Below are 23,540 nucleotides of genomic sequence, written 5' to 3' on the forward strand. Positions count from 1 at the left end.
CCTACTAAGCCCCCATTCCCCATGAATAATTGTGCCAAACTAGGAAATATGCAAATTCGCCGCCGTCCTCCAAATCCATCGATTGCCATCAGCACTTTACGCTATCAGGTTGCCGTACCTGATGCCAAACCCCGCCACATTCTGGAGGAAATTGTCTGGCAAAAAGAAACGGAAGTTGACCAGATGCGAGAACGCCTGCCCTTAGTGGAGTTGCGGCGTCAAGTGCAGTCTGCACCTGCACCTCGTGATTTTATCGGTGCTTTGCGGCAAGGGAAGACAAAACCTGCCTTGATTGCAGAAGTCAAAAAGGCTTCTCCCAGTAAAGGTGTGATTCGGGAAGATTTCGACCCAGTGGCGATCGCGACTGCTTACCAGCAAGGAGGAGCCAGCTGTTTATCAGTCTTGACCGATCGAAAATTTTTTCAAGGGAGTTTTGAAAATCTGACGGCTGTTCGCGCTGCCCTAGACTTGCCCGTTTTATGTAAGGATTTTCTAATCTATCCTTACCAAATTTATCTCGCCCGACGCCACGGAGCCGATGCCGTTCTCTTGATTGCAGCAATTCTGAGCGATCAAGACCTCCAATACTTTGTCAAAATTACTAATGCTTTAGGGATGACACCGCTGATTGAGGTGCATACTCTGGACGAATTAGACCGAGTATTATCCTTAGAAGGCGTTACCCTAGTTGGTATAAATAATCGCAATCTGGAAGATTTTTCCGTAGACTTGCAAACAACCTGCCAGATTTTAGCGGCGCGAGGTAGCGAGTTGCGCGATCGGGCGATCGCTGTCGTTAGCGAATCGGGTCTGCACACGCCATCTGACCTTCGCTTAGTTGTGCAAGCGGGTGCTGATGCGGTGCTGATTGGTGAGTCCTTGGTGAAACAGTCCGACCCTGCTGTTGGCATCGCCAAGCTGTTTTCCTAGAATGAAAACCCTTTTGCAGGATAAAGGAGGGAGGAGGAAGGATGAAAGATTGAATAAAGAACTTTTTCATTCCCCCTTCCGCCTTCATCCTTGCCCAATATCTTGACCCCTATAGGTAAATTAGGTTTCATGGAGCCAATTCCTCTTCCCTCTCGTATCCACTACGAATTACTCCTGCAAGTGTTGGAACGCCACACCTCGTTCGCCGTTAGTCAAAAACCGGCAGTGCGGGAGCAAGTTCACCAGCTGATCGGTACTCTCCGCAAAGCAATGGCTCAACAGAAGCAACTCGAACAAACTTGCGAACGAGCAAATTTACCAATTGATTACCGTTGGTCTCTGAATAACATTGCCTTCGATCAACCACCTTCGCCAGATATTGTCACCGGACACCGAGAACCCAAGGTATAAAAGGTATTGAGATTAGAAAGGGTGTGGGGCGAAGCCAGAATTGTTAAATACCTGAATTCTGTGCCTAGATGCTGGCACTGATGCTTCGTCCTCAATACAGAAAAATCGCCGGAAAGCCCTAAAATTAGGGTCAATGCTTTCTACTTACTTAAGTGATAAACAGTGATAAACGCTCCGAGAACTGCTAACTGCTAACTCATCACTCGGAAATGCGAGATGGCTGTTGGATGCTCCAAGACCGTTATTGACTTCTGGGAGGTTCGGAGTGACTGAACCAGATTCAGCCGATCGTTTTTGGTTAAATTCAAAGGAAGCTTCAGCAGACGCAGAGGCAAAGGATGCTCTTGCTACTCCACAGCCTCATCCCAGCAAATTACCCTCGTTAGAAGACTCACAAGGGCAATGCTGTGAACTGGAGCCTCCAGAACCGCTGGAATTGGCGCGATCGCCTTCGCAAGAACAGCAGCAGTTAGCTCGCATTCATCAGTTAGAGCAGGCGTTGGAGGAATCCCAGGCTTGTGTCAGTGAGTTGAGGCTCCAACTAAGCGAGCAACATCTTTTAGAAACTCAGCTAGCATCGACAGAGGAAGCCGCGAATCTTCAACAGCGGGCGCTCGATCAATTCAAGCAACAGCTGTTCGAGCAGCAGCAAGCGCTAGAGAATCATCAATCGCAAGCGGTTCTCAAAGAGGAAACGGTTCAAGAATTGTTAGCGACGATTGAAACTTTAGCTGAGGCGCAGCAAGGAGAAGTAGGACGTTTGCGAAGGCAGCTAGCTCAGAGCCGTCAGACTAGCCAAAACAGTCAAACGCTGCTGGAACAAGAGCTAGCGAACCGACAAACAGCCTTAGAAGCACAGCAACAACGAGTGCAGGAGCTAGAATTTCAAATTCTGGAAGCTCGAACTGTAGTGAGGCGTTTGGAGGTGCAGGCGCTAGAGCAAGAGCAGCAAATGCAGGCGCTTTATAGTCGATGTAGCGATCGCGCTACAGTTATCAATCAGCTAGAAGATCAACTCCAAGAAGCCAACGAAACTTTGGAAGAACAGCAACAACTGTTGGCAAACCTTTCCGAGACTGAAGACTTGGTTGGTGAACAGGATGCAACCATTCAAGCTCTCCACGGACAGATTAAAGACCTAGAAAACCAGCTAGACAAGCAAGCTAAAATTCAGGCTCGATTACAACAAGCTTGCCACGACTTGGCAGAGTCGCGCGATCGCTATCAAGCCCAGACAACCGAATTAGAAACTCACACTGCGACGCTGCAAGAGCAAATTCTCAGGCAAGCCCAGCAAGCAAATGAGTACGAAGCCGCCATCCAGTATTGGAAAGACCGTTGCAATGCTAGCCTTCGCAGCGCTCAAAAACTGAAGGATTTCTTGCAACGAGTGCTAGCAGATAGCCCTGAGGATCTGGAAGAACTGCTGATGGCAATAGAACCCCCAACGACGGCTGAGATTCCTCAGCCAATCAACCGAACTCCTTTACCGTCCCCTCAACCTAACAAACATTTACAGGTAGACCTTCCCGCTTTTTTAAGGAAAATTCCACCGGAGAAATTAGAGTAAAGATTTGGCTTTTTGTCAATGTTTTAGTAGTTATTAACTCCTTACTTGTCAGTACTAGCTCGTAAAGAGACTGTAAACCGATTACCCACTACTGACTATCGATTACTCAATTACTCCGAAAAGCTAAAAAGCTGATTGCTAATTGGTGAATGGATTGGAAAAGATATGCGATTCTGGAGTATGCGCTCTTCAAGTTTAAGGACAGATCGATGGACGATAAGTTAATGTTGATGATTCCCGGCCCAACACCAGTGCCGGAACAGGTATTACTCGCCTTAGCCAAGCATCCATTTGGGCACCGCAGCAGTGAATTTAGCAAACTGATGGCTGAGGTGACGCAAAACCTGAAATGGTTGCACCAAACCGAGAATGACGTGCTGATGTTAACTGCCAGTGGCACGGGGGCGATGGAAGCTGGCATCATTAACTTCCTGAGTCCAGGCGATCGCGTTTTGGTTGGCTGTAATGGCAAATTTGGCGATCGCTGGGCAGAACTTAGCCAAGCTTTTGGTCTGAATGTTGATACGGTAAAAGCTGAGTGGGGTCAAGCCCTCGACCCAGAACAATTCCGGGAAAAACTCGAAGCCGATACAGATAAACAAATCAAAGCGGTCATTGTCACCCATAGCGAGACATCCACTGGCGTTCTCAACGACCTGGAAACGATCAATCGTCATGTTAAAGCCCACGGTGAAGCTTTAATGATCGTTGACGCTGTTACCAGCTTGGGAGCGGTGAATCTGCCGATTGATGAATGGGGCATTGATGTGGTGGGGTCTGGCTCCCAAAAAGGTTACATGATTCCCCCAGGACTCGCGTTTGTCTCTGTCAGCCCGAAAGCTTGGGAAGCTTACAAAACGGCTAAGTTGCCCCGCTACTACTTGGATTTGGGCAAGTACCGCAAAGATGCCGCCAAAAACACCACTCCCTTTACCCCTCCGGTGAACTTATTTGTGGGGCTGCACGTTGCCCTGAAAATGATGAAAGCTGAGGGTTTGGAGTCGATTTTTGCCCGTCACCAGCGGCTGATGACTGCCACCCGCGACGCGATGAATGCGCTCTCGTTGCCGCTGTTTGCGCCTGAAGGGGCAGGCAGTCCGGCGATTACCGCTGTGGCACCGACTGGGGTGGATTCAGAACAAATCCGTAGCGTGATGAAAAAGCGGTTCGACATTGTCCTGGCTGGCGGACAAGACCATCTCAAAGGAAAAATCTTCCGGATTGGTCACTTGGGTTTTGTGAGCGATCGCGATATCCTCGCTGCCGTTGCTGCTCTGGAAGCGACACTGCGAGAAGTCGGATACGAAGGCTTTACTCCCGGAGCTGGTGTTGCCGCTGCCGCTAGGGTATTTAGCACCCACTAGCGCTATCTCTTAGGGGTTTGGAGCGTTGCAGGCATTTTATATTGCAGTCTTATTTGAGTGGTGAGATGCCAGCGGTTTAGATCCCGGACTTCTAAGAAGTCCGGGATTTCGCCTTTAGTCCGATCTGATTTGTCAGTCAGCCCATTGCGATCGCGCTCTCTCTAACTCAAGCGCTCCCATTCTGATTATTATTGGAGTCGGTGCTAATTCAGGGGCTGGGGATTCGGTATCATTAGTAAAGATTGTTACCTTTTAACTTGGCGATCTCTCCATGCAAAAAACCAAGTTGATCAGTCAACTTCTTGTTGGCGGGCTGCTGTCCTTTGTCTTGGCGACTCTGGGCAATCAAGCTGTACAGGCACGGCGTACGGTCTCTCTCCCAGAGACTAAATGCGTGAGTACTGGCCCTGGTCGTTGGCGTCCTTATAAGTCAGATGTTGCTGTGGGTAGAGCCGTCTACACCAGCCGTCTCAGTCTGGCCCCAGGCAATGCTTTTGTGTCGATGACCTGTAGAATCATGCCGGAGGGTTATGACACTTACTTCCAAACTCTGAATTTGGAATATGGAATGCGGGATAACGACAGCGGTAGTCCTCCCACCACGGTCAATATTTATTTAGATGGACAGCGTAAGCATTCTCGCACGATTGCTCCTGGGCAGAAAGATTCCTTGTCATTTGATGTTACTAATGTCAATAATGTGGCGATAGAAACGATCTGTTCTAACAGGTCGCAATATTGCGGTCGCGTTTATTTCTTCCAAGCGGCGCTGGTGCCTTTCCCTCCACCTCCCGATGAGAGCAAGTAGGGAAATGTGCCCGATTTGAGCGGAAAGCGATCGCTTAGCACTTATCTGAGTGTCGTCACAAGGAAGGCTCAGTTGCCGGACTCTCCGTGGGGCTAGGGCTTTCACTCGGACTCTGAATCGGGCTAGGGCTTTCAGTGGGACTAGGACTCTCGGTGGGGCTTTCGCTGGGGCTGGGAGACGGTGTTTGTTCGTTCTGTTTTTGCTCGGCTTGTGCAGCTAATTGGCGTAACCGATCTTGCCAATACCGGATTTGGGGAAGTCCAGGGTCGTTTGCAGCAGCAATAACGTCTTGCCAACGACCTTGCTCGAAAGCTCTTTGGGCATCCTTATATATCCCTTCTGCAACTGACCAATTCAGGGGCCACTCTTGTAGCGCTTCCCTCGCTTGTCCGAAAGCAGGACTGTTAGCAGGAATGGATCTAACGAGAGCGATCGCGCCGCCTAAATCTCCTGCCTGAAATTTTTCTGTTGCTTGTGCGATAATCTCCCGTCCTCGATCGACGACAGGTTTCGGCGTTTCTGGAGAAGGTTTGGGAGTTGTTGTGGGAGAAGGCTTGGTAGGCGTTGAGGCCGATGAGCCACAATCGATATATTTTCTAAATACCCATCCCTTGAGCGGCGAACTAATCGGCACCCAACCATTTCGTGCAGTGCCGGTAACAGATAAAATCGTCCCTTGTTTGACGCTACCTACTACCGAAGCGTTAGGACTAGAACGTACATTTAATGGCCCATCCGAAACTTTGCAAGTCTCTTGTACTTTGTCTACCACTTCATTCGGATTGCTCTTAGACCCTCCATTACTCTTGGGTTGGGATTGATAAAGAGCAATAGCCCCCCCTACCGCAAATACCAAAATAGCTACCCCGATCCCCATCGCTAGGGGAAATTTATTAGACGAGGGAGCAACAACAGGAGGATTGTACTCGTGACTGATTGGTTTTGGAGTAGGTTGTGCTGTTGGTTGTGGAGGAACGACTGCAAAGGTTTTCTGTTCAGACGGTGGAGTTGGGGGCGGAGGCGGAGCGGATGTGTACTCGATGGGTGGATATCCAACCCCCACTCCTGGCTGTCCACCCCCATAGATTAGCTGTTGCAAGTTTTGTAGTGCTTCTGTTGCTGACTGATAGCGGTCTTTGAAGTGGTAGCGGGTCATTTTTGTTAAAACACCTGCTAACCCTGGACTGACCGCCACTAGATGCTGCCAGAGAATCTCGCCTGTCTGGGGATCTTCGTGCAATTGCAGTGGCATTAGCCCCGTCAGCGCCTGGATGCCAATCATACCCAAAGCATAAATATCGCTATTGGGGCGGGGTCTCCCTTGCGCTTGTTCGGTTGGCATATAGCCGGGAGTGCCAATGGCAACGGTGGCACTGGCTTGTGCTTGATTGATGAGTGTTTGAGTTCGCAGTAGCTTGACTGCGCCAAAGTCAACTAAAACTAGCTTGCTATCTGAGTTGCGTCGGATTAAGTTGTCTGGTTTGATGTCGCGGTGGATGACGCCGTTGTAGTGGACAAATTCCAAAACGCTTAAGACTTGTTGCAGCATCTGGATGACTTGACCTTCTTCCCAACGATAACTGGGTGAGAGTTCGGCGCTGAGGGGATGCCCATCGATGAACTCTTGTACCAAGTAAAATTCTTGGTTTTCTTCAAAGTTGGCTAATAATCTAGGAATTTGGTCGTGATTTCCCAGTTGTTCTAGAGTTTCGGCTTCGCTAGTGAATAACCGTCTAGCCGTTTCCAAAAAATGAGGGTCGCTACTAGCAGGCTTGAGGTGCTTGACAACACAAGTTGGGGCACCAGGACGGCGGGTGTCTTTGGCGATGTAGGTTTTTCCGAATCCACCGGCACCTAAGGCTTGGACAACTTGGTAACGCTGGTCTAATAAACGCCCGATCATGGTGCGACCTGCCGAAAAAAGAATGTACGCTCAATATTAATACCACTCGGATAAACCCAACGAATCCGCAGAGTTTGTCAAAGATTTCACTAATTTTTTCAGATTGGGGTGTGAAGGGTTCAGGAAGCTTGCCTGTAAACACCGATAATTCACTGCTGATTTCCACCCAGAGAAGTAGCTAAATTTTGCGGAGGGATTGCGATCATTGTGAATATTGAGCATCAAGCGGAGCTTTTATCAGGCTTCAGATAGAATTTTAGGGTATTATTTTCATTTGCTAAAAAATATTCATTGGAAGTGGTCGAAATATCGGCGATGGCGACGAAAGGCACAGCAGGAGTTAGGCGTGCAGCGAGAGGGGCTGTTGGAAGAATCTACGATGGATTTGAACTACATCGTGTTGATTATTGGTTCCTGCGCGATCGCTACTTTGGGATTGTTAACTAACAGTGCGGCTGTCATTATTGGTGCGATGATCGTTGCCCCGTTGATGTTCCCTATTCGCGGATTAGCCTTTGCCGCTTTAGAAGGCGACGTGATTCTGTTTCGCAAAGGGTTGGTTGCGGTCGTCGTGGGGACGTGTCTGGCGATTGTTTTAGCGATGCTTCTGGGTTCCTTTGTCGGACTCCCAGAATTTGGCAGCGAAGTGCTGTCTCGCTCTAGACCGACTCTACTCGATTTGGGAATTGCTGTGGTCGCTGGAGGCATTAGTGGCTTTGCGAAAGTGCAGCCCAAAATTTCTGGGACTTTGGCGGGGACTGCGATCGCTGTCGCACTGATGCCCCCGATTTGCGTCATCGGGTTGGGGATTGCCCAAGCGAATTGGTCGCTGAGTCAAGGTGCAGCGCTGCTGTACATGACGAACTTGCTGGGGATTACCCTTGCCTGTATGCTGACTTTTTTATTGTCCGGCTACACCCCTCTAGCGAAAGCAAGGAAAGCCCTAAGTTGGACGCTTGCCTTGACGGCGATTCTTTTGATTCCTTTAGGGATCAGTTTTGTAGAATTACTCCGGCAAGCCCGACTAGAAGCGAGTTTGAAGCAGGCGCTACTGAAGAATACGATTACTTTTCAGCGAGTAGAACTGGTTAAAACTGAGTCCAACTGGTTAACAAACCCCCCTAAAGTTTATCTTACTGTTCGCGCTGAGCAAGTTTTAACTCCTAAACAAGTGCGATTGTTGGAAGAATTTGTTGCCAAAAAGATGGGTCAACCTTTTACCTTGATTTTTCAAGTTAGTCAAGTCGAAACTGTACAGCGAGAAACTCCAGTCTCGTCACCATCTTCACCTCAACCTTAAGTTTTTTCTATCACATTTTTTCAATTTTATAAGATAAGAATGATGCCAAAGTTCACAAATATTACCAGTTGGGAGCAAGCTGAATTGCTCATGCAACCAGCTTTCATCCGAATCATCGACCAGATTCGCAAACAGCTAGACCAATCAAACTGGAAGGGAACTTACCAAGATGTATTGATTTGGCCTGAAGGGACACCGGAGGAAACTAAAACCACTTTTACATTATTAAGAGAACAGCTTGCATCTGCTTCTCCAGAGGAAGCTGCGGAGATAGAACAAGCTTTAATGGCGATGCCTAATCCCTACCCTGGTTATCTCCTTTGTTTGAAGCATCAAGATCAGCAAGTTACTGTTGATTTATGGGAACTTTGTTATCAAGTCTGTTTTCGCAATTACGATCGAGCGAGCGCTCACCCCGAAAATCAGGAAATTGAAATTGATACTAGCTTAATTGAAGAGGACACTGGCGATGTAGACTGGAACCTCTTGGACGCTAAAGCGCGACAGCTAGTGGAGAAGGTGTTTGCGGACTTACCCGCTAGTTAAAAAGTCCGCACGTTAAAAGGCGAGGAAAGGACGCGATCGCGCATCAGCAAATCTATAAATCTATTTGTAACTGGAGATATTAAAAATACGTAATATTACTGAACTTAAACCAATTTTTGAGTGTTACTTTAGGCTCACGTAGATACAATGCCGTATCTTGAGCCAAAATTTACGAGCCGCAGTAACCATGAATAAAATGAAGTTGCTCCGTAAAATTGCTGCATCTGGCACAATATGTCTAGCTTTTGCAGGATTAGCTGGGCAACTAGCACAAGCACAACAGCGCACTACTTTCCTCTTTTCAAGTAGCTGTGTTCCGAGAGTAAGGATACGTAGCAGTTTACGGGATGTGTCTATAAATAGAGAAGTATTTACAGAAATATTTTATATACGGGACAATTCATTAATTAGCTGTCGAATTAGGCCCGCAGGCTCTGCACCCAGGTATAAAACTCTGCGTCTGGCATTTGGTAGTGACGATACTCTACAGGGTTATGAACCTGTAGAAGTAAAAGTGTATCTTGATGGAAATCTAGCCGCTTCTCGGTTGATTTCTCCGAGTGAAAAAGCCTTGTTGTTGCTAGATGTTAGTAAAGCAAGCAGTGTCGCCATAGAAATTCCCGACAATCATGATGGCTATAGTACTGGAGTTTCGTTAATTCAAGCCTTGCTTGAGCCTATTTCCTCATCTCCAGGTAGCAGAAGATAGTCATGATACTTAACCGACGCAAGTTTACTCGCATTGCACTTATAGGCGGGGCTTCTTTTGCAGCTAGTTCTGGTATTTTCTTCCCAAAACCATCTGAAGCATTTATCTTAGGCTTTCTGCTTAGGGGATTAACAGCTCGTGGAGTTTTTGGCAGTTTGGTACGCTTTGGTGCTGGTAGAGTAATTAGACGTGCATTATCCGGCGCATCTGGCCCTTCAGAAGAAGAACTTCTACAGATCCAACTAGCTGACAAAGATTTTATCGAACGCCGATTTACTCAAGACAAAACCCAAATTGCACAAGCTGAAACTACTATTTTCTGGGGTCAGCAAAAGCAAGATAAATGGGGGCCAAATGTCGGGTTTGGCTTTGTTCAGGAATATCAGGGTGAAATCAGCACCGCTAAAATTTCCGGTCCTACGATGACAGGAATTCACGTTGCTTCTCAATTTCTAGCGAAACAAGGACTTTCACCTAGTGAGGTAGCAGGATCGCTTATGCCAGTGCGATCGCAGTTTGATGATTGGGGAACGTGGGAAGGAGACAACGATCCATCTATCGGTGCAAGTTATGGTGTAGGGTTCACAAGCTACCGCACACTTTTAGGCGAAGTTACTTCTCGCTATGACCTCATCCAACCCGGTCGTGGTGGGCGTGGTGAAGTTCAGCTTATAGTTGAAGCTGGCGGTCAACCCCGCCGAGATATCACCGTTCAAGTTAAATTTGCTTGAGGAAATAGTGATGAAAAAGTCTATTTTTGGCTCTAGTGCAGTCATCCTTATAGCGGCTTCGTGTCTGTTGTTTGACGCTGGAGTAGGAGTTGCTAAATCCAGTATTCTTCCAAACGCAACCCATCCAGAATCCGAGTCGCTTAAAGACTCGAAGACTTTGCTAGATAAAAGACTTCCCAAAGCCTTGCCAAGATGGGTGAGTAGAGTGCCTGCAAGAAGTAGAGGTCAATGGCTAGATCAATCAAAGGGAATTTATCGTTCCAACAGAGGTAGTATTATTGGCCCTTATGGTTTGCTTGCGAATGATCCACGACGACATGCTTGGATAAGTTGGAAATTAAATGGGCAAAAAGTTCAAGCTCACCATTTAATAGAGAAGCGTTTTGCTCGTCTATTTGGGATGAATGAAAATGATATGCCTGCTGTACTCCTGACTAGAGGGCAGCATACCAGAAGGATTGGCAGCAATGGAATTCATGAGCGGATAAATAGATTTATCCGTCCTGGCAATAGGGTTGGTACCAGAAATTATAATGCGGCGCAAATTTTAAGAACCTATAGAAATGTATATAAAGGACAGGATGATTGGATTGATGCAATTGGGGCAATACTAAGACCCTAGTTTTGATTTAGGCATCTTTAATGGTTTCCTGTAGGCGATCGCTCCCGCATCAACTCCAGAAATAGCGATCGCTCACCCAGAAATTACACTACATAGTAGAAGCGATCGCATCCCCACAACCAAGCGCAATCGCTTTCTCAGAGCTTACACTACACAGTAGAAGCGATCGCATCCCTACAACCAAGCACGCTCACTCTCCCAGAAATTACACTACACAGTAGAAGTGATCGCGCCCTAAACGCCTTAACTATGAGTAAGCTACAAACAAAAATACCGACAGAAACTTGGGTTGTAGCAACTTGGGATGAATATATCCAGGCGATTGAAGATCCGCAACTAGAAAAAGCGAAAGGCTATTACCAAAATGGACAATTGAGGATAGAAATATCACCTATCGGTTCTGACCACGCCAGCGATCACACTATTATTATCTTTGCCGTTAACCTGTTCGCTACCGTCAAAGGCATTCCTATACATGGACGGGATAACTGTACATATAGAAAAATAGGCGTTCAAGAAAGTCAACCTGATGTGTCTTATTATATTGGCAAAAATGTCGATATAATTCCTTGGGGAACATCAATCATCAACTTAGACCAATATCCAGCGCCAGATTTAGTGATTGAAATTGCGAATACTTCACTATCTGATGATATCGGGCAAAAACGTCTACTATACGAAGATTTAGGAGTAGCGGAATATTGGGTAGTAGATGTTGTGAATATCAGAATTATTGCTTTTACCATCACCTCTGCTGGGGGAAGTCAAAGAATTACTGAGTCTCAGGTGTTGTCGGGATTAGCGATTTCGGTGCTAGTAGAAGCTTTGCAGCGCAGTCGCCAAGAAAATCAAAGCTTAGTGGGTGCTTGGTTATTATCCCAATTTCAGCAGTAACTATTGCCTGATATCCTTACTCAGAGCGATTTGCACAGTATGTTAGCTTCATATTGAATACCGGATTGAAGCTGATTAGTCTTATTTGATAAGATTTTCAAGTCAGAGAAACTAGCAGAAATGCTAGGTAAAAATTGAAACGATTAGCAACAATCACCATGCCTACATCTGCAATTGACGGCAATTTTGACGACAAGAGTGCAGCAGCTATCCAAGCGGCGCGGGAGGGGGTTGCTGTATGCGATCGCTCTCATTGGGGACGGATTCAAGTTTCCGAAGGCGATCGCATCCGATTTTTGCACAACCAGAGTACAAACGATTTCCAGCGACTCAAGCCAGGACAAGGCTGCGATACGGTTTTTGTCACATCAACAGCGCGAACGATTGACTTAACCACCGCCTATGTGATGGAAGATGCAGTCCTGCTGCTGGTTTCACCCAATCGGCGCGAGAAGCTGATGAAATGGCTAGACCAATACATTTTTTTCGCCGACAAGGTGCAGTTAACCGATGTAACTGATAATACTGCAAGCTTCAGCTTGATTGGGCCAGGGAGTGATGCCCTCTTAGAACAGTTGGGTGCGGGTGCCATGATTGGTCAACCTGATGGTTCTCATCAGCAATTGACGGTGGGGGATATCGAAGTGCGGGTAGCTGTGGGCAGCGGTTTGGCATCACCAGGATACACTCTGCTCCTCTCCGCTGCTGATAAGGAAACGCTGTGGAATACTCTAGCGGCATCTGGGGCAGTCCCGATGAGCGATCGCGTCTGGGAACATCTGCGAATCGAACAAGGACGCCCCGCACCTGACCTTGAGCTAACAGAGGATTACAATCCGCTAGAAGCAGGCTTGTGGCAAACAATCTCCTTTGAAAAAGGCTGTTACATCGGACAGGAGACGATTGCCCGTTTAAACACTTATAAAGGAGTCAAACAACACCTTTGGGGCGTCCGACTCAACGCACCCGCCGATCCAGGAAGTGTAATTTCTATCGGAGAAGAAAAAGTCGGCAAACTTACCAGCTATACTGAAACCGACCAAGGTTCCTTTGGACTCGGCTACGTCCGCACCAAAGCCGGTGGTGAAGGGCTGAAAGTACAAGTAGGAGAAAGCGAGGGTGAACTCGTCGCGGTGCCATTCGTGACACACGACTACGTTTAGGGGCAATACGCTACGAACGCTGGTGAAATTTGCCATAAAGCATTGCTGCAACAGGTTTTCCGCCCCGCAAATGTCGTTCTATCACTGTTGGCACTTCATCGGGATGAACCTGGTTGTACCACACTTCTTCTGGCATCACCAATACCATCGGGCCATTGCCACATTGTCCTAAACATTGGCTCCCTGTTACAGTGACGTCGGGAACTTCAGACGCCTGGAAAGCTGCCAAAACTTTAGCTGCACCCTGCTTGCGGCAGCTGCGGTTTTGGCAAATCAAAATACTTTTAGAGCAAGACAAGGTAAAGGTTGGAAAAATTTCCGCTTCTTTGGGTAAGAAGCCGAAGCCTACAACTCTAGGGTAGCTCAGGCAGATTCCCACCATAGGCAAGGCAATTGCACAACACGACGATGCTAGGTTAGCGGCAATTTTGGTATGGTGAGCGATCGCGGTAACTCCAAGCATCGTCAAGATAAACAACCAAATGCACTTTTAATCACCGCCTTCCCAAACGCTTGAACCCTAGCCTGACTAACTGCCGCTGGATCGCCGCCAGAAACTTCCAGACTGTTAGAATAACCCACCGAATCGCTTGGTGAAGCCAATTTCTCACCACTTGGACGCGGTGAGGCACCGTTGGCAGTCGCTGGAGATAGACGACTTGTCTGGTAATAGATGCCAAGCGTCCTTCTAGATTCAGACCAAAGCTAGAGACCGCAGCCGCACCCTTTCCCAACGTCACCATCTCTCCCAAATGCAAATAACGGAAGCGCCGTAAACGTCTGCCTGCGATCGCTGCCCAAATGTTACGGGCAGCACAATCTGCCTGTTGAAAAGCGGCTTGGGCGGTTGCGGGCACCCGTGCGCCACGGGGATTGTAAATCTCCGCCAAATCCCCCAAGGCAAACACTTCTGGATAGTCAACTAATTGTAAGGTAGGGCAAGAAATCAGTTGTCCCTGGGGATTATGCTGGCAATCGAGTTCGCGCACCCAATTGATCTGTTGGGTTCCAGCCGTCCAAAAGACCAAATCTACAGGCAAAGTATCCGTCTGACCATCCCGAACCAGGGTGATTTGGTCAGGTTCAATCTGGTTGATGCTCGTCTCTAGTTCCACCCGCACGCCACGAGCGGATAAAGCACGGCGAGCAGCAGCTTGAGTATGAGCGGAAAAGGTTTTAAGAATTTGATTGCCCCGGTCAATCAGCAGCACCTGCCCTCGTTTCAGTAGCCGGTCGGCTATTTTGCAAGCTAGTTCTACGCCATTGGGACCAGCGCCAGCGATCGCAATCTGCATTCGTTCCCGGTCGGAAATCTCAAACTCCCCTAGCTGTTGTTTAAGAAGCTCCGCATCCGCCAAACTGCGAAAGGTTTGGGCATAAGTGTCAGCTCCGGGAACGCCTCCCAAGTGCGTCTGTCCCCCTACTGCCAAAACTAGGTAGTCATAAGCGAGTACTTCACCCCCTTGAAGCTTTACATGGCGCGTTTTTAAATCAACCTCCTGAATAATCTCTTGACAGAACCGTATATCTGTGTTTTTTAACAACTTCTGATAAGAAGGAGCAATTTCCCACGCTTGCAGTTCGTCTGTCACCAGTTCGTACAGCAAGGGGGTAAAAAGAAAGCGATCTTTTTGCTCAACCAGAGTAATTTCGCATTTATTTGATTTCAGTAAGGAAAAACGGCGTAGGTACAAAGCAGTGTAAAGACCGCCAAAGCCCCCACCGAGAATGCAAATTCGGGTGGGAGTTGCGCTCCCACCCGAAGGATCAGAACTGACCTTTCTCTGATGCCTTGTGCCGTCTAGCTTGCCGTTCATATCATTACAGGGGTGGGTGTAAATAAGCTTGATATCGAAGACTAATGGCTAAAGCGATTAGCTATTGCGGCACTTTGGTTGTGGAGTGGGGTGCTATCAGTTGCGGAGCGATCGCTGGTTTTGATGACAATTGAACCGTTGTTTATCGTTGCGAATGCGACAATTTTTGGCAGTTTGAGAAGAGGAACAGGGTGGGCAAATTTGCATGGGCAAGGGTTAATTAATAGAGATGGCTATCATTACTGGTGTAGCACTGCCAATATTTATAATAATTTGCTAAACTGATGGCTCAGACTGATGACTGATATTGATTGTGTGTGGCGTTCTCCACCAACTGACTTAGCGCTATCGCGCAATGATGTTCATGTCTGGCGTGCTTCCCTCTACCAATCGGCATTTCACGTTCAGCATCTGCAACAAATCCTTTCTGAAGATGAGCAAATAAGAGCCGCACGTTTCCACTTTGAGCGGGACAGGAAGCGTTTCATCATTGGGCGAGGTCTGCTCAGGACAATTTTGGGTTGCTACTTAGAAATCAACCCGGTCGAGGTGCAATTTTGCTATGGCTCCCGTGGCAAGCCAGCATTAGCTGGAACGCACGGAGAAAGTAACCTTCGGTTTAATTTATCTCACTCTCAAGATATCTGCCTGTATGCAGTAACACGCGATCGCCAGATCGGTGTCGATGTTGAATACATTCGTTCTGTTGCCGAAGTTGAAACGATCGCTAAACGATTCTTTTCGGCGCGAGAAAATTCCGTGCTGCGTGCTTTGCCTGCACATCAGAAGCAGCAAGCATTTTTAAACGCCTGGACTCGCAAAGAAGCTTATCTAAAAGCAATTGGAGAAGGGCTGGCTCGACCTCTGGATCAAATTGAGGTAACGCTGGCTCCAGGGGAACCAGCGATGCTGCTAAGCATTGAAGGCGATCGCATTGAAAGCGAGCGCTGGTCACTCCAAGAATTGAAACCGGAACTCGACTACGTAGCCGCTCTTGCTGTGGAAGGAACTGGCACTTGCACCCGCTGCTGGCAATGGGATGCTAGCAATGGTTAGATAAAAACGACTAAATGCTGAGGGTAGGGAGGCGGTGAAAATTCTCACCGCCTCCCCTTTGCTTCCTTTCTAATCGGGTGAAAGTCCCTTCGATTCTAGCCATTCCCGATTAAACAGCCGTGACTGATAACGAGCGCCGCTATCGCAGAGGATGGTCACAATCGTATGACCTGGCCCCATCTGCTTGGCGAGTTCTACGGCTGCTCCTACATTGATTCCTGTGGAGCCACCCAGAAACAGTCCTTCCTCTCTTAAGAGTCTGTAGACAACCCGTACCGCTTCGGTGTCATCAATTTGGATAGCATCGTCTATCGGTACGCCTTCCATATTGGCAGTGACGCGGCTATTGCCAATTCCTTCTGTGATTGAGTTGCCCTCACTCTTCGTTTCACCCGTCTTGATATAACTGTAGAGGGCGCTGCCCATCGGGTCGGCTAAGACGGTTTTAACAGCAGGATTTTTTTCTTTCAGGTACATCGCTACACCCGCTAAGGTGCCGCCAGTTCCCGTGGCTGTAACCCAAGCATTAACTTTACCGTCCGTTTGTTCCCAGATTTCTTTTGCGGTAGTTTCGTAGTGCGCTTGTCGATTGGCTAAATTATCAAATTGATTCGCCCAAATCGCGTTTTCCATCTCAGACGCAATTTTGCCGGAGAGCCTGACATAGTTGTTGGGGTTGCTGTAAGGTACAGCTGGAACGGGACGAACTTCTGCGCCCAGCGTCCTCAAAGCATCCATCTTTTCCTGAGACTGGGTATCTGGGATGATAATCAGGCATTTGTAGCCCTTGGCGTTGCAAATATGAGCTAAACCGATGCCGGTGTTCCCAGCGGTTCCCTCAACGACTGTACCGCCAGGTTTGAGCAAACCTTTTTTTTCGGCGTCTTCAATGATATAAAGTGCTGCCCGGTCTTTCACAGAACCGCCTGGATTGAGAAATTCTGCTTTTCCCAGAATTTCACAACCTGTTTCATCGCTGAAGTTGTTTAAGCGGATGAGCGGTGTGTTGCCAACTGTCTCTACAAAACCCTTTTTGATATCCATTCTGAAATTACCTAAGTTCTTCCCTATAAAAATTTTGGCGTATCGCGGTAGTCCGACTCGACTTTTACCAAACTTTAGTCATGTTGAGGGAAAATCCAGGCAAAACGCGATCGCCATTTACCGTGTCGGGATTATCTATACATTCCACTTCTTGACCGGGACGATAGATATAAACTTGGCGGTTTTTCCGGTCAATCAACCAGCCTAGCTGGAATCCTGCCTCGCTCATGTATTCGAGCATTTTTTCTTGCAAAGGCTTTAAGTTGTCCGAAGCTGACCTCAGTTCAATCACAAAATCAGGGCAAATGGGGGCAAATTTTTGTTGTTGTTCTGGGGATAAAGCATTCCATCGTTCCAGTTTTATCCATGAAGCATCAGGCGACCTTTCTGCACCCGTTGATAGAATAAATCCCGTGCTGGAATCAAAACAGATACCTGTTTTATCTTGCTCTGCCCACATCCCTAACTGCAAAGCTATATTAAAGTTGCGGTTTCCTGTCTCTGAACCAGTTGGGGGCATGATGACTATTTCTCCAGTTTTATTCCGTTCAATGCGTAAGTCGCGGTTAATTTGACAAAATTCAAAAAACTGTTCGTCTGTCATTGGCATTGATGGCGGAATTCGCACAACTAGGGGAGAAGAAAGCATTCTGGATTTCCTCGATTCAGTTAGAGTGGGCAACGCCTACTCCAAAATTTTACTGTTGGCTCACTCAAACCAATGAAAATAGCCTGACGGACGATTAGCTTTCGACCCATCAGGCTATTGTTAATTATCTAGTGAGCGATCGCGCACAGCGATCGCTCACTTACCCACTCAAAACTATTTGTCCGGTTGGGGAGTCATCCGCAGGTAAGGTTTGATTTCCGTGTAACCTTTAGGAAATTTCTCTTTTAATACTTCGGGATCTTTCAGCGAAGGAACGATTACACAATCGTCTCCCTCTTTCCAGTTAACTGGAGTGGCTACGCTGTAGTGATCCGTCAGTTGCAGCGAATCGATTACCCGCAGCAATTCATCGAAGTTACGTCCGGTGCTGGGGGGGTAGGTGAAGGTGAGACGCAGTTTCTTCTGCGGATCGATGACGAAGACCGATCTAACCGTTACGGTGTTGGCGGCGTTGGGGTGGATCATGTCGTAAAGGTCAGAGACCTTCTTATCCGGATCTGCCAGAATTGGGTAGTTAAGACCAACACTCTGAGTTTCTTCGATATCACCAACCCACCCTTTGTGGGAGTCAACATCATCGACGCTAAGTGCGATCGCCTTCACGTTGCGCTTGTCAAATTCTGGCTTGAGACGAGCGACTTCGCCAAGTTCTGTGGTGCAAACGGGCGTAAAGTCTGCGGGGTGAGAAAATAGCACTACCCAGCTATCGCCAGCCCACTCATAAAAGTTGATTTGACCGTGTGTAGAATCCTGAGTGAAGTCGGGTACTTGGTCGCCTAATCTAAGAACCATATTGAATTTCCTGTGAACTACCTTGAGGAACGATCTTCTATATTGCCACAAAACCCCAGTTTCCCGGTCGGAGTTTAGCTCTTTATTAAGATTTGGGAAAACTAGCCAACTTCCAATTGTTCCAGAGTTGAGGTGGAGTGGGTACCGAGAGGTAATAAGATGAGAGGATAGAAAACAAAAATTAAACTAATAGTTGAGGACATGGTACCCTCAATCATGCTGTGTCAGGAGGATTTAAGTTTATGAAACGATTGGTTCGTCTGCTGACAGTGTTGGCTATGTTGGTGAGCTGCTTAGGATGGATGGGGCTGCCCAAAAGCGCTATTGCAGCCGATTTGACGGGTGTAGCACTGCACTCTTCATCAGTGTTGGCAGCAGTCGAGGCACCCCTCCGGAATCGGGCGGATGATAAGCTAGCCACCGAGTTCGGGAAAAAGATTGACTTGAACAACACCAATGTGCGAGCGTTTCGGCAATATCCAGGGCTGTACCCCACTCTGGCTCGCAAAGTTGTCGATAATGCACCTTACAAGAAAGTAGAAGATGTCCTGCAAATTCCAGGGCTAAGTGACGGTCAAAAAGAACGGCTTCAAGCGAACCTGGATAATTTCACGGTGACAGAAATAGAATCAAGCTTCGTGGAAGGTGGCGATCGCTATAACAACGGTTACTACTAAAGTGCTGAGTGCTATAGCCCTTTGAGCATAGACGTAGCGATTTGCTAATCGTGCTGAGTCGTGACTATCAAGGAAAAGATTTCGCAAGCCGGGTGAGCTAAACTCACCTTACACTCGGAATCTAGACCATAACAAGAACATTCGCCCCTAACGACTCATTTTCACCACCCACTCCTCAATGGAGTGGGTTATTTATTATGAGTGGAAGTATTAAGGAACTTATCATTGAACCCTATAAGCTCAGAATCTTTACCCCAGCAGGAAATACCTATCCACTTTGATGTCTTAGTAGTAGGCGCTGGTGCAGCCGGACTTTATGCAGCGCTTTGCCTGCCAGACTCGTATCAAGTTGGTTTGATTACAAAGGATACTCTGCCCCTTTCTGCCAGCGACTGGGCGCAAGGCGGCATCGCGGCTGCAATTGACCCGACAGACTCATCTTTGCTGCACATTGAGGACACAATGCGGGCAGGGGCGGGTTTGTGTGACAAAGAAGCCGTACAGTTTCTTGTAGAGGAGGCTGCATCCTGCATTGATTCGCTCGTGGATATGGGCGTTGCCTTTGACCGCAAAGGAACCTATCTCGCTTTGACCTTAGAGGCGGCTCATTCTCGTCCCCGCGTGCTTCATGCTGCCGATACGACGGGTCGCGCAATGGTGAGTACCTTAACCGAACAAGTGCTGCGTCGTCAGAATATCCAGATTATCTCTCAAGCATTTGCCCTAAGTCTGTGGCTCAATCCTGAAACTGGTGAGTGCCAGGGAATTTGCCTGGTTTACCAAAATCAGATTAGCTGGATAAGGGCGGGTGCGGTGGTGCTGGCGACAGGCGGCGGAGGTCAAGTATTTGCTCAAACGACAAATCCATCGGTCAGTACGGGAGATGGGGTAGCGATCGCGTGGCGTGCTGGGGCTATCCTGCGAGACTTAGAATTTGTCCAATTTCACCCTACAGCCCTCACCAAGCCGGGTGCGCCTCGTTTTTTGATTAGCGAAGCAGTCCGGGGGGAAGGCGCTCATCTGGTCGATTCCCAAGGACGACGATTTGCCTTTGATTACCATCCAGCGGGTGAACTCGCACCGAGAGATGTTGTCAGTCGAGCGATTTTTAGCCACTTGCAGCAAATCGCAGCCGACCCTGCCACAGGTCACGTTTTCTTAGATTTGCGCCCAATTCCCCAAGAAAAGATTCGCCACCGTTTCCCTAACATTATCCAGGTGTGTCAGCGGTGGGGAATTGATGTCTTTCACGAGCCAATTCCGGTTGCGCCAGCGGCTCATTACTGGATGGGAGGCGTCGCCAGCGATTTAATGAATCGCACCTCGATTCCCGGTTTATATGCGATTGGGGAAACAGCTAGTACTGGCGTTCACGGTGCCAATCGTCTCGCCAGTAATTCCCTCCTGGAATGTTTGGTGTTTGGTGCCCAACTGGCTCATTTAGAAAGCAGTCAGAAGCAAGAAGGAAAGACTCGAAAGGCTCAAACAGCAAGGATGCAGGATGAAACAATACAAGAAAAACCAGACAGTGGAAGCATGGGAGAACTTTCCCCTTTGACTCTCTCTCATCCCTCATCATTCATCTGCGATTCGACCGAACGAGACAAAATTGAAGCTTTACGGCAAGAGTTACCGCGCTTAGTGTGGCAAAGTGCTGGAATTTGTCGATCGCAAGAGGTTTTAGAGAATGCGATCGCTCAAATCGAAGTTTGGCAACAAGAATTTGCTGCTCTGTCTCTGAGTCAGTACCTGATGAATTTAATCCCCGGTCAGCGCGCTAGTTTCGACTTACCCGATGCCGACCAACAACTGCGAACTTGGGGAGAAACCCACAACTTATTAGATGTAGCGTATCTAATTCTCAAAAGTGCTGCTTTTCGTACAGAGAGTCGAGGCGGACACTACCGAACTGACTTCTCTCAAACCTCGCCAAGCTGGCAAGTTCACACCTTAGTTCAACATCAGCATTGGTGGAAATCTCCCCCTCTGCAAAACTAAACAGTTCTAAGAAAGAACAAACTTCTTTATCCTTGCCTTTTAACTTTTACTTGACCTTTACCTTTGCCTGGTTCAGCGCGTTCCTGCACCCGTTCCATCACCAGCCGGAGGGCCGTTATCTTTCGGTTGAAATGCTTTCCCTTCCCCGCCAGATTTTAGTAAATTCTGGGTCTCAGCAGCACTCCAGAAGCTGTTTGACGGGCTGTTGTTGGGAAGAGTGGGGTCGATTCTGGCAGACACCATCTGGGGGCTGAATAGTTGCAACCCAATCAGTAAAGTTGCTGTTCCTGTGAATCGAAAGTAATTACTCATAACACCCGTTACAGTTCCTAGACTTTTGGGAGTGCCACTTTTGGGAGTGCCAGTAATATCAGTATATCCACTGAAAACCTCAGTAGCCAGTACCTTTATCAAATCTTTTTCTTTACGTTCTCTTTATAAAAACTTGAGCTTCTACAAAGAATTTGTAAAGTTAGAATCTGTAGTAAGGTATGCTAAACAAAGCTGTGGAAGTTGTTCGAGTGATTTTCTGACAATAGCAGGCGTTTCTGTGTAGTGGTCAACTAAACGTTTATTTGTAAGTTTAGTATTCAGTATTTTCAACGATAGATCTGGCAATGAATCCGGAAAATTTTTATAAGCTTAATATTTCGTATTTTTATTTTCTCGAAAAAGTTATTATCAAATCAAAAATGATTTAGGCTCTTCCTTTGGTATTAATTGCTAAAAGTTTGATTGAAGCTTTCAAGACAGGTGTTATACCTTTCATTTTTGGAGACGACATATCAGATATCCCCAGGTCTTTTTTAAAGAGGGGCACTAGATGTATCCATTGCAGACATGAAGTAAAATCGTCAGGACTTACACATCTGTCACAAGCAATGGCGCGGCTATGCGTGCCGAGCGCCAAACAACTAGAGGACAAACATGGTTCTATCCTCAGCTCATGACGTATCCCAAAAAAGTAGGCGTATTCACACCAAACTCTATTAAGTGAATTATCAAGGCGAAAAGCACAAGGCAGCACTGGTAAAGACTGTGTTTAAGAAAGGGCAGTTTCAGCGCTGGGTGTAGAGGTTCCAGCGATCGCGCCTTTTCACGCTTAGGATGGCAGGGCAAACTGGGATATACCTACCAAAGCAAATAAACTCTTGAGAGTCGATGAGTTTATCCGAAGAACCTGTAAACGATAGCTGCTGTTCAAAATGGCAGCAGTTCATCAGATGTTTCAGTTAGAGGTTAAGTATCAGCGTTACCAAATCCAGCTCTAACAACCTAGATCGAGACTGGATTGGAGTTCGCTGTACAGGAAAGCGCAGCATAAATTATTCTCTTTTTACCTAAATTTGCTCTGATTTGGCACAGAAACCCGTCTAGTAATCGTTAAGACAAACATCAACACCAAAAGCTGGACTTGCCAAGGCAAAAAGAGCAAACATAGAATCAAACTGACAGATGCTGCTGATGCAGCAAGCATGGCAACTTCATCGTGAGAATTCTCAAAGATGACGAAGGCTGATGCTATCGAGATTGCTAAAGGGATTAAAAAAAGCAAGGACATATCCAAAACCTCTTGAAATCGAATATGCAGGCTACTTGTTGTCAAGTTGCCCTGTTTAGGGTCATTCCATCAAGCTATTACCATGTTTCCCTCCTCACCTCCTTTACACATCACCCTAATGGGTAAACTTTTCTTAGGAAAAATACAGGGGATCGTCTGAGGGATTAGTATAGATCGAATTTAAATTTTACGCCCTAAGTCGCCGTCAATTTATAAAAACAAATTTAAATAAGAACGATAACGGCTATCAAATATAGCATTGTTGCGACCAAAACCACTGATACTATTTTGGGCGAATTTCGTTTAAGCAGCAGCTACGCTGGAGAAATTCAACTAACTATAGCAATCCTATTTGAGTTGTGGAATGCCAGCCCTTCAGCTTCTCAACTTCTCTAAGAAGCCGGGGAGCAAGGCTTCACGAATCCTTGAAGACTGCTATAGGTAGCAGGGATAGGAAGGAGGGGAGTTTTTTCAGTCAATCAGGCGAGAAAGCTCAATCTGCACGCACTGCTTGAGAGATAAGCGATTTGGGTAGACAAAGTACAGATCAAGTAAATACAAAGCTAACAGAAGCGATCGCTTAGTGTGTCTCTCAGTCTCTCTTGACGTCTAGGCTGTACGTAGGTTTCAAGGTATTGCTTTATCTGGATTGACTGCAAGCATCCTTCAACCCCCTTGATAAGGACTCTCGGCTAATCGCTCCCCCAAAATGTAAAGTTTTGTAACAACTTTTTTGGTGGTGAGGGGTGTGACCCCTCAGTGGGGTATATTGAATTTAGTAGATGCACCCTGATGATCGACGCCCTCAAGTTTTTGTTGGGCGTTTTTTGTTTTTAGGGGAGTAGCGATCGCGCAGGCTATGGGCGGCTACTCGGTTCTTTGAAGCTGGTAGAAGCAGCTTCTGGTAGTAATGTCATTTTGTTGTGCAAATCGTCTGCAACAGTTCCTTAACCCCCGCAATGGACGCACCGCTA

General features: G+C 47.3%; 25 protein-coding genes. 16 read left to right on the forward strand and 9 right to left on the reverse strand.

What is annotated here, in order from left to right:
• Positions 1 to 48 precede the first annotated feature (48 nt).
• From trpC to NC994_RS02370, 5 genes are all read left to right on the forward strand, one after another.
• A complete protein-coding gene (gene trpC / locus NC994_RS02350; protein WP_190441282.1) occupies positions 49 to 930 on the forward strand; it encodes an indole-3-glycerol phosphate synthase TrpC in 882 nt (293 codons plus the stop codon).
• A 129-nt stretch (positions 931 to 1,059) separates the two neighbouring features.
• Positions 1,060 to 1,341, forward strand: a complete 282-nt coding sequence (locus NC994_RS02355; protein WP_190415523.1) for a DUF5340 domain-containing protein — start codon at positions 1,060 to 1,062, stop codon at positions 1,339 to 1,341.
• A gap of 265 nt (positions 1,342 to 1,606) precedes the next feature.
• Complete coding sequence (locus tag NC994_RS02360) at positions 1,607 to 2,911, forward strand: hypothetical protein (protein ID WP_190440919.1); 1,305 nt, start codon at positions 1,607 to 1,609, stop codon at positions 2,909 to 2,911.
• 209 nt (positions 2,912 to 3,120) lie between these two features.
• The gene (locus NC994_RS02365) at positions 3,121 to 4,275 is read left to right on the forward strand and encodes an alanine--glyoxylate aminotransferase family protein (protein ID WP_190440922.1); all 1,155 of its coding nucleotides are present in this window, start codon (positions 3,121 to 3,123) and stop codon (positions 4,273 to 4,275) included.
• Positions 4,276 to 4,546: 271 nt separating this feature from the next.
• Entirely contained in the window at positions 4,547 to 5,083 is a 537-nt protein-coding gene (locus NC994_RS02370; RefSeq protein ID WP_190440924.1) for a hypothetical protein, read from the forward strand.
• A gap of 55 nt (positions 5,084 to 5,138) precedes the next feature.
• On the opposite strand, the gene NC994_RS02375 is transcribed toward NC994_RS02370, so the two are convergent.
• Positions 5,139 to 6,986 carry a serine/threonine protein kinase gene (locus tag NC994_RS02375; protein WP_190440927.1) on the reverse strand — a complete coding sequence of 616 codons (1,848 nt, stop codon included), beginning with the start codon at positions 6,984 to 6,986 and terminating at the stop codon, positions 5,139 to 5,141.
• Positions 6,987 to 7,260: 274 nt separating this feature from the next.
• On the opposite strand from NC994_RS02375, the gene NC994_RS02380 reads away from it, so the two are divergent.
• From NC994_RS02380 to NC994_RS02410, 7 genes are all read left to right on the forward strand, one after another.
• Positions 7,261 to 8,286 (forward strand): DUF389 domain-containing protein, encoded by a 1,026-nt coding sequence (locus tag NC994_RS02380; RefSeq protein WP_242032608.1) that lies wholly within the window; start codon positions 7,261 to 7,263, stop codon positions 8,284 to 8,286.
• Between the two features lie 39 nt (positions 8,287 to 8,325).
• Positions 8,326 to 8,832, forward strand: a complete 507-nt coding sequence (locus NC994_RS02385; RefSeq protein ID WP_190440932.1) for a hypothetical protein — start codon at positions 8,326 to 8,328, stop codon at positions 8,830 to 8,832.
• A 187-nt stretch (positions 8,833 to 9,019) separates the two neighbouring features.
• Positions 9,020 to 9,541 carry a hypothetical protein gene (locus NC994_RS02390; RefSeq protein ID WP_190440937.1) on the forward strand — a complete coding sequence of 174 codons (522 nt, stop codon included), beginning with the start codon at positions 9,020 to 9,022 and terminating at the stop codon, positions 9,539 to 9,541.
• 2 nt (positions 9,542 to 9,543) lie between these two features.
• Positions 9,544 to 10,272 carry a Tat pathway signal protein gene (locus tag NC994_RS02395; protein WP_190440939.1) on the forward strand — a complete coding sequence of 243 codons (729 nt, stop codon included), beginning with the start codon at positions 9,544 to 9,546 and terminating at the stop codon, positions 10,270 to 10,272.
• 10 nt (positions 10,273 to 10,282) lie between these two features.
• Entirely contained in the window at positions 10,283 to 10,894 is a 612-nt protein-coding gene (locus NC994_RS02400; protein WP_190440941.1) for a hypothetical protein, read from the forward strand.
• 249 nt (positions 10,895 to 11,143) lie between these two features.
• Complete coding sequence (locus NC994_RS02405; RefSeq protein WP_190440944.1) at positions 11,144 to 11,788, forward strand: Uma2 family endonuclease; 645 nt, start codon at positions 11,144 to 11,146, stop codon at positions 11,786 to 11,788.
• 158 nt (positions 11,789 to 11,946) lie between these two features.
• A complete protein-coding gene (locus NC994_RS02410) occupies positions 11,947 to 12,951 on the forward strand; it encodes a folate-binding protein YgfZ (protein WP_190440947.1) in 1,005 nt (334 codons plus the stop codon).
• A 10-nt stretch (positions 12,952 to 12,961) separates the two neighbouring features.
• Here NC994_RS02410 and NC994_RS02415 read toward each other — a convergent pair whose 3' ends face one another.
• Positions 12,962 to 13,249 carry a (2Fe-2S) ferredoxin domain-containing protein gene (locus tag NC994_RS02415; RefSeq protein ID WP_190415734.1) on the reverse strand — a complete coding sequence of 96 codons (288 nt, stop codon included), beginning with the start codon at positions 13,247 to 13,249 and terminating at the stop codon, positions 12,962 to 12,964.
• 196 nt (positions 13,250 to 13,445) lie between these two features.
• Positions 13,446 to 14,768: an NAD(P)/FAD-dependent oxidoreductase gene (locus NC994_RS02420; protein WP_190440950.1), complete on the reverse strand. Its 1,323-nt coding sequence runs from the start codon at positions 14,766 to 14,768 to the stop codon at positions 13,446 to 13,448.
• Positions 14,769 to 14,858: 90 nt separating this feature from the next.
• On the opposite strand from NC994_RS02420, the gene NC994_RS02425 reads away from it, so the two are divergent.
• Both NC994_RS02425 and NC994_RS02430 read left to right on the forward strand, forming a co-directional pair.
• Positions 14,859 to 15,053 (forward strand): hypothetical protein, encoded by a 195-nt coding sequence (locus tag NC994_RS02425; RefSeq protein ID WP_190440953.1) that lies wholly within the window; start codon positions 14,859 to 14,861, stop codon positions 15,051 to 15,053.
• A 12-nt stretch (positions 15,054 to 15,065) separates the two neighbouring features.
• Positions 15,066 to 15,824 (forward strand): 4'-phosphopantetheinyl transferase superfamily protein, encoded by a 759-nt coding sequence (locus tag NC994_RS02430; RefSeq protein WP_190440956.1) that lies wholly within the window; start codon positions 15,066 to 15,068, stop codon positions 15,822 to 15,824.
• Positions 15,825 to 15,893: 69 nt separating this feature from the next.
• Here the strand turns inward: NC994_RS02430 and NC994_RS02435 are convergent, their stop codons facing one another.
• The 3 genes from NC994_RS02435 to NC994_RS02445 all read right to left on the reverse strand — a co-directional run bounded on the left by NC994_RS02435 (position 15,894) and on the right by NC994_RS02445 (position 18,330).
• The gene (locus NC994_RS02435; protein ID WP_190440959.1) at positions 15,894 to 16,868 is read right to left on the reverse strand and encodes a cysteine synthase A; all 975 of its coding nucleotides are present in this window, start codon (positions 16,866 to 16,868) and stop codon (positions 15,894 to 15,896) included.
• A 64-nt stretch (positions 16,869 to 16,932) separates the two neighbouring features.
• A complete protein-coding gene (locus NC994_RS02440; protein ID WP_190440962.1) occupies positions 16,933 to 17,517 on the reverse strand; it encodes a Uma2 family endonuclease in 585 nt (194 codons plus the stop codon).
• A gap of 174 nt (positions 17,518 to 17,691) precedes the next feature.
• A complete protein-coding gene (locus NC994_RS02445) occupies positions 17,692 to 18,330 on the reverse strand; it encodes a peroxiredoxin (RefSeq protein ID WP_190415478.1) in 639 nt (212 codons plus the stop codon).
• A 242-nt stretch (positions 18,331 to 18,572) separates the two neighbouring features.
• Here NC994_RS02445 and psbU point away from each other — a divergent pair, with 242 nt between their 5' ends.
• Complete coding sequence (psbU, locus tag NC994_RS02450; protein WP_190415476.1) at positions 18,573 to 19,007, forward strand: photosystem II complex extrinsic protein PsbU; 435 nt, start codon at positions 18,573 to 18,575, stop codon at positions 19,005 to 19,007.
• A 225-nt stretch (positions 19,008 to 19,232) separates the two neighbouring features.
• Positions 19,233 to 21,005, forward strand: a complete 1,773-nt coding sequence (nadB, locus tag NC994_RS02455; protein ID WP_190440965.1) for an L-aspartate oxidase — start codon at positions 19,233 to 19,235, stop codon at positions 21,003 to 21,005.
• 72 nt (positions 21,006 to 21,077) lie between these two features.
• On the opposite strand, the gene NC994_RS02460 is transcribed toward nadB, so the two are convergent.
• The 3 genes from NC994_RS02460 to NC994_RS02470 form a co-directional block, all read right to left on the reverse strand.
• Entirely contained in the window at positions 21,078 to 21,419 is a 342-nt protein-coding gene (locus NC994_RS02460; RefSeq protein ID WP_190440968.1) for a hypothetical protein, read from the reverse strand.
• Positions 21,420 to 22,063: 644 nt separating this feature from the next.
• Positions 22,064 to 22,225, reverse strand: a complete 162-nt coding sequence (locus NC994_RS02465) for a hypothetical protein (RefSeq protein WP_190428556.1) — start codon at positions 22,223 to 22,225, stop codon at positions 22,064 to 22,066.
• 116 nt (positions 22,226 to 22,341) lie between these two features.
• Positions 22,342 to 22,566: a hypothetical protein gene (locus tag NC994_RS02470; RefSeq protein ID WP_190415469.1), complete on the reverse strand. Its 225-nt coding sequence runs from the start codon at positions 22,564 to 22,566 to the stop codon at positions 22,342 to 22,344.
• Positions 22,567 to 23,540 lie beyond the last annotated feature (974 nt).

Origin of the sequence: Trichocoleus sp. AS-A1, assembly GCF_039962015.1 — a bacterium.
GTDB lineage: Bacteria > Cyanobacteriota > Cyanobacteriia > Cyanobacteriales > FACHB-T130 > FACHB-T130.

Excerpts from the sequence above, each read along its gene's own strand:
- psbU (WP_190415476.1), top strand. The coding sequence starts at position 18,573 with ATGAAACGATTGGTTCGTCTGCTGACAGTGTTGGCTATGTTGGTGAGC.
- NC994_RS02465 (WP_190428556.1), bottom strand. The coding sequence starts at position 22,225 with ATGAACTGCTGCCATTTTGAACAGCAGCTATCGTTTACAGGTTCTTCG.
- NC994_RS02400 (WP_190440941.1), top strand. The coding sequence starts at position 10,283 with ATGAAAAAGTCTATTTTTGGCTCTAGTGCAGTCATCCTTATAGCGGCT.
- NC994_RS02420 (WP_190440950.1), bottom strand. The coding sequence starts at position 14,768 with ATGAACGGCAAGCTAGACGGCACAAGGCATCAGAGAAAGGTCAGTTCT.
- NC994_RS02445 (WP_190415478.1), bottom strand. The coding sequence starts at position 18,330 with ATGGTTCTTAGATTAGGCGACCAAGTACCCGACTTCACTCAGGATTCT.
- trpC (WP_190441282.1), top strand. The coding sequence starts at position 49 with ATGCAAATTCGCCGCCGTCCTCCAAATCCATCGATTGCCATCAGCACT.
- NC994_RS02370 (WP_190440924.1), top strand. The coding sequence starts at position 4,547 with ATGCAAAAAACCAAGTTGATCAGTCAACTTCTTGTTGGCGGGCTGCTG.
- NC994_RS02405 (WP_190440944.1), top strand. The coding sequence starts at position 11,144 with ATGAGTAAGCTACAAACAAAAATACCGACAGAAACTTGGGTTGTAGCA.
- NC994_RS02430 (WP_190440956.1), top strand. The coding sequence starts at position 15,066 with ATGACTGATATTGATTGTGTGTGGCGTTCTCCACCAACTGACTTAGCG.
- NC994_RS02435 (WP_190440959.1), bottom strand. The coding sequence starts at position 16,868 with ATGGATATCAAAAAGGGTTTTGTAGAGACAGTTGGCAACACACCGCTC.
- NC994_RS02365 (WP_190440922.1), top strand. The coding sequence starts at position 3,121 with ATGGACGATAAGTTAATGTTGATGATTCCCGGCCCAACACCAGTGCCG.
- NC994_RS02410 (WP_190440947.1), top strand. The coding sequence starts at position 11,947 with ATGCCTACATCTGCAATTGACGGCAATTTTGACGACAAGAGTGCAGCA.
- NC994_RS02440 (WP_190440962.1), bottom strand. The coding sequence starts at position 17,517 with ATGCTTTCTTCTCCCCTAGTTGTGCGAATTCCGCCATCAATGCCAATG.
- NC994_RS02355 (WP_190415523.1), top strand. The coding sequence starts at position 1,060 with ATGGAGCCAATTCCTCTTCCCTCTCGTATCCACTACGAATTACTCCTG.
- NC994_RS02395 (WP_190440939.1), top strand. The coding sequence starts at position 9,544 with ATGATACTTAACCGACGCAAGTTTACTCGCATTGCACTTATAGGCGGG.
- NC994_RS02390 (WP_190440937.1), top strand. The coding sequence starts at position 9,020 with ATGAATAAAATGAAGTTGCTCCGTAAAATTGCTGCATCTGGCACAATA.
- NC994_RS02470 (WP_190415469.1), bottom strand. The coding sequence starts at position 22,566 with ATGTCCTTGCTTTTTTTAATCCCTTTAGCAATCTCGATAGCATCAGCC.
- NC994_RS02385 (WP_190440932.1), top strand. The coding sequence starts at position 8,326 with ATGATGCCAAAGTTCACAAATATTACCAGTTGGGAGCAAGCTGAATTG.
- NC994_RS02375 (WP_190440927.1), bottom strand. The coding sequence starts at position 6,986 with ATGATCGGGCGTTTATTAGACCAGCGTTACCAAGTTGTCCAAGCCTTA.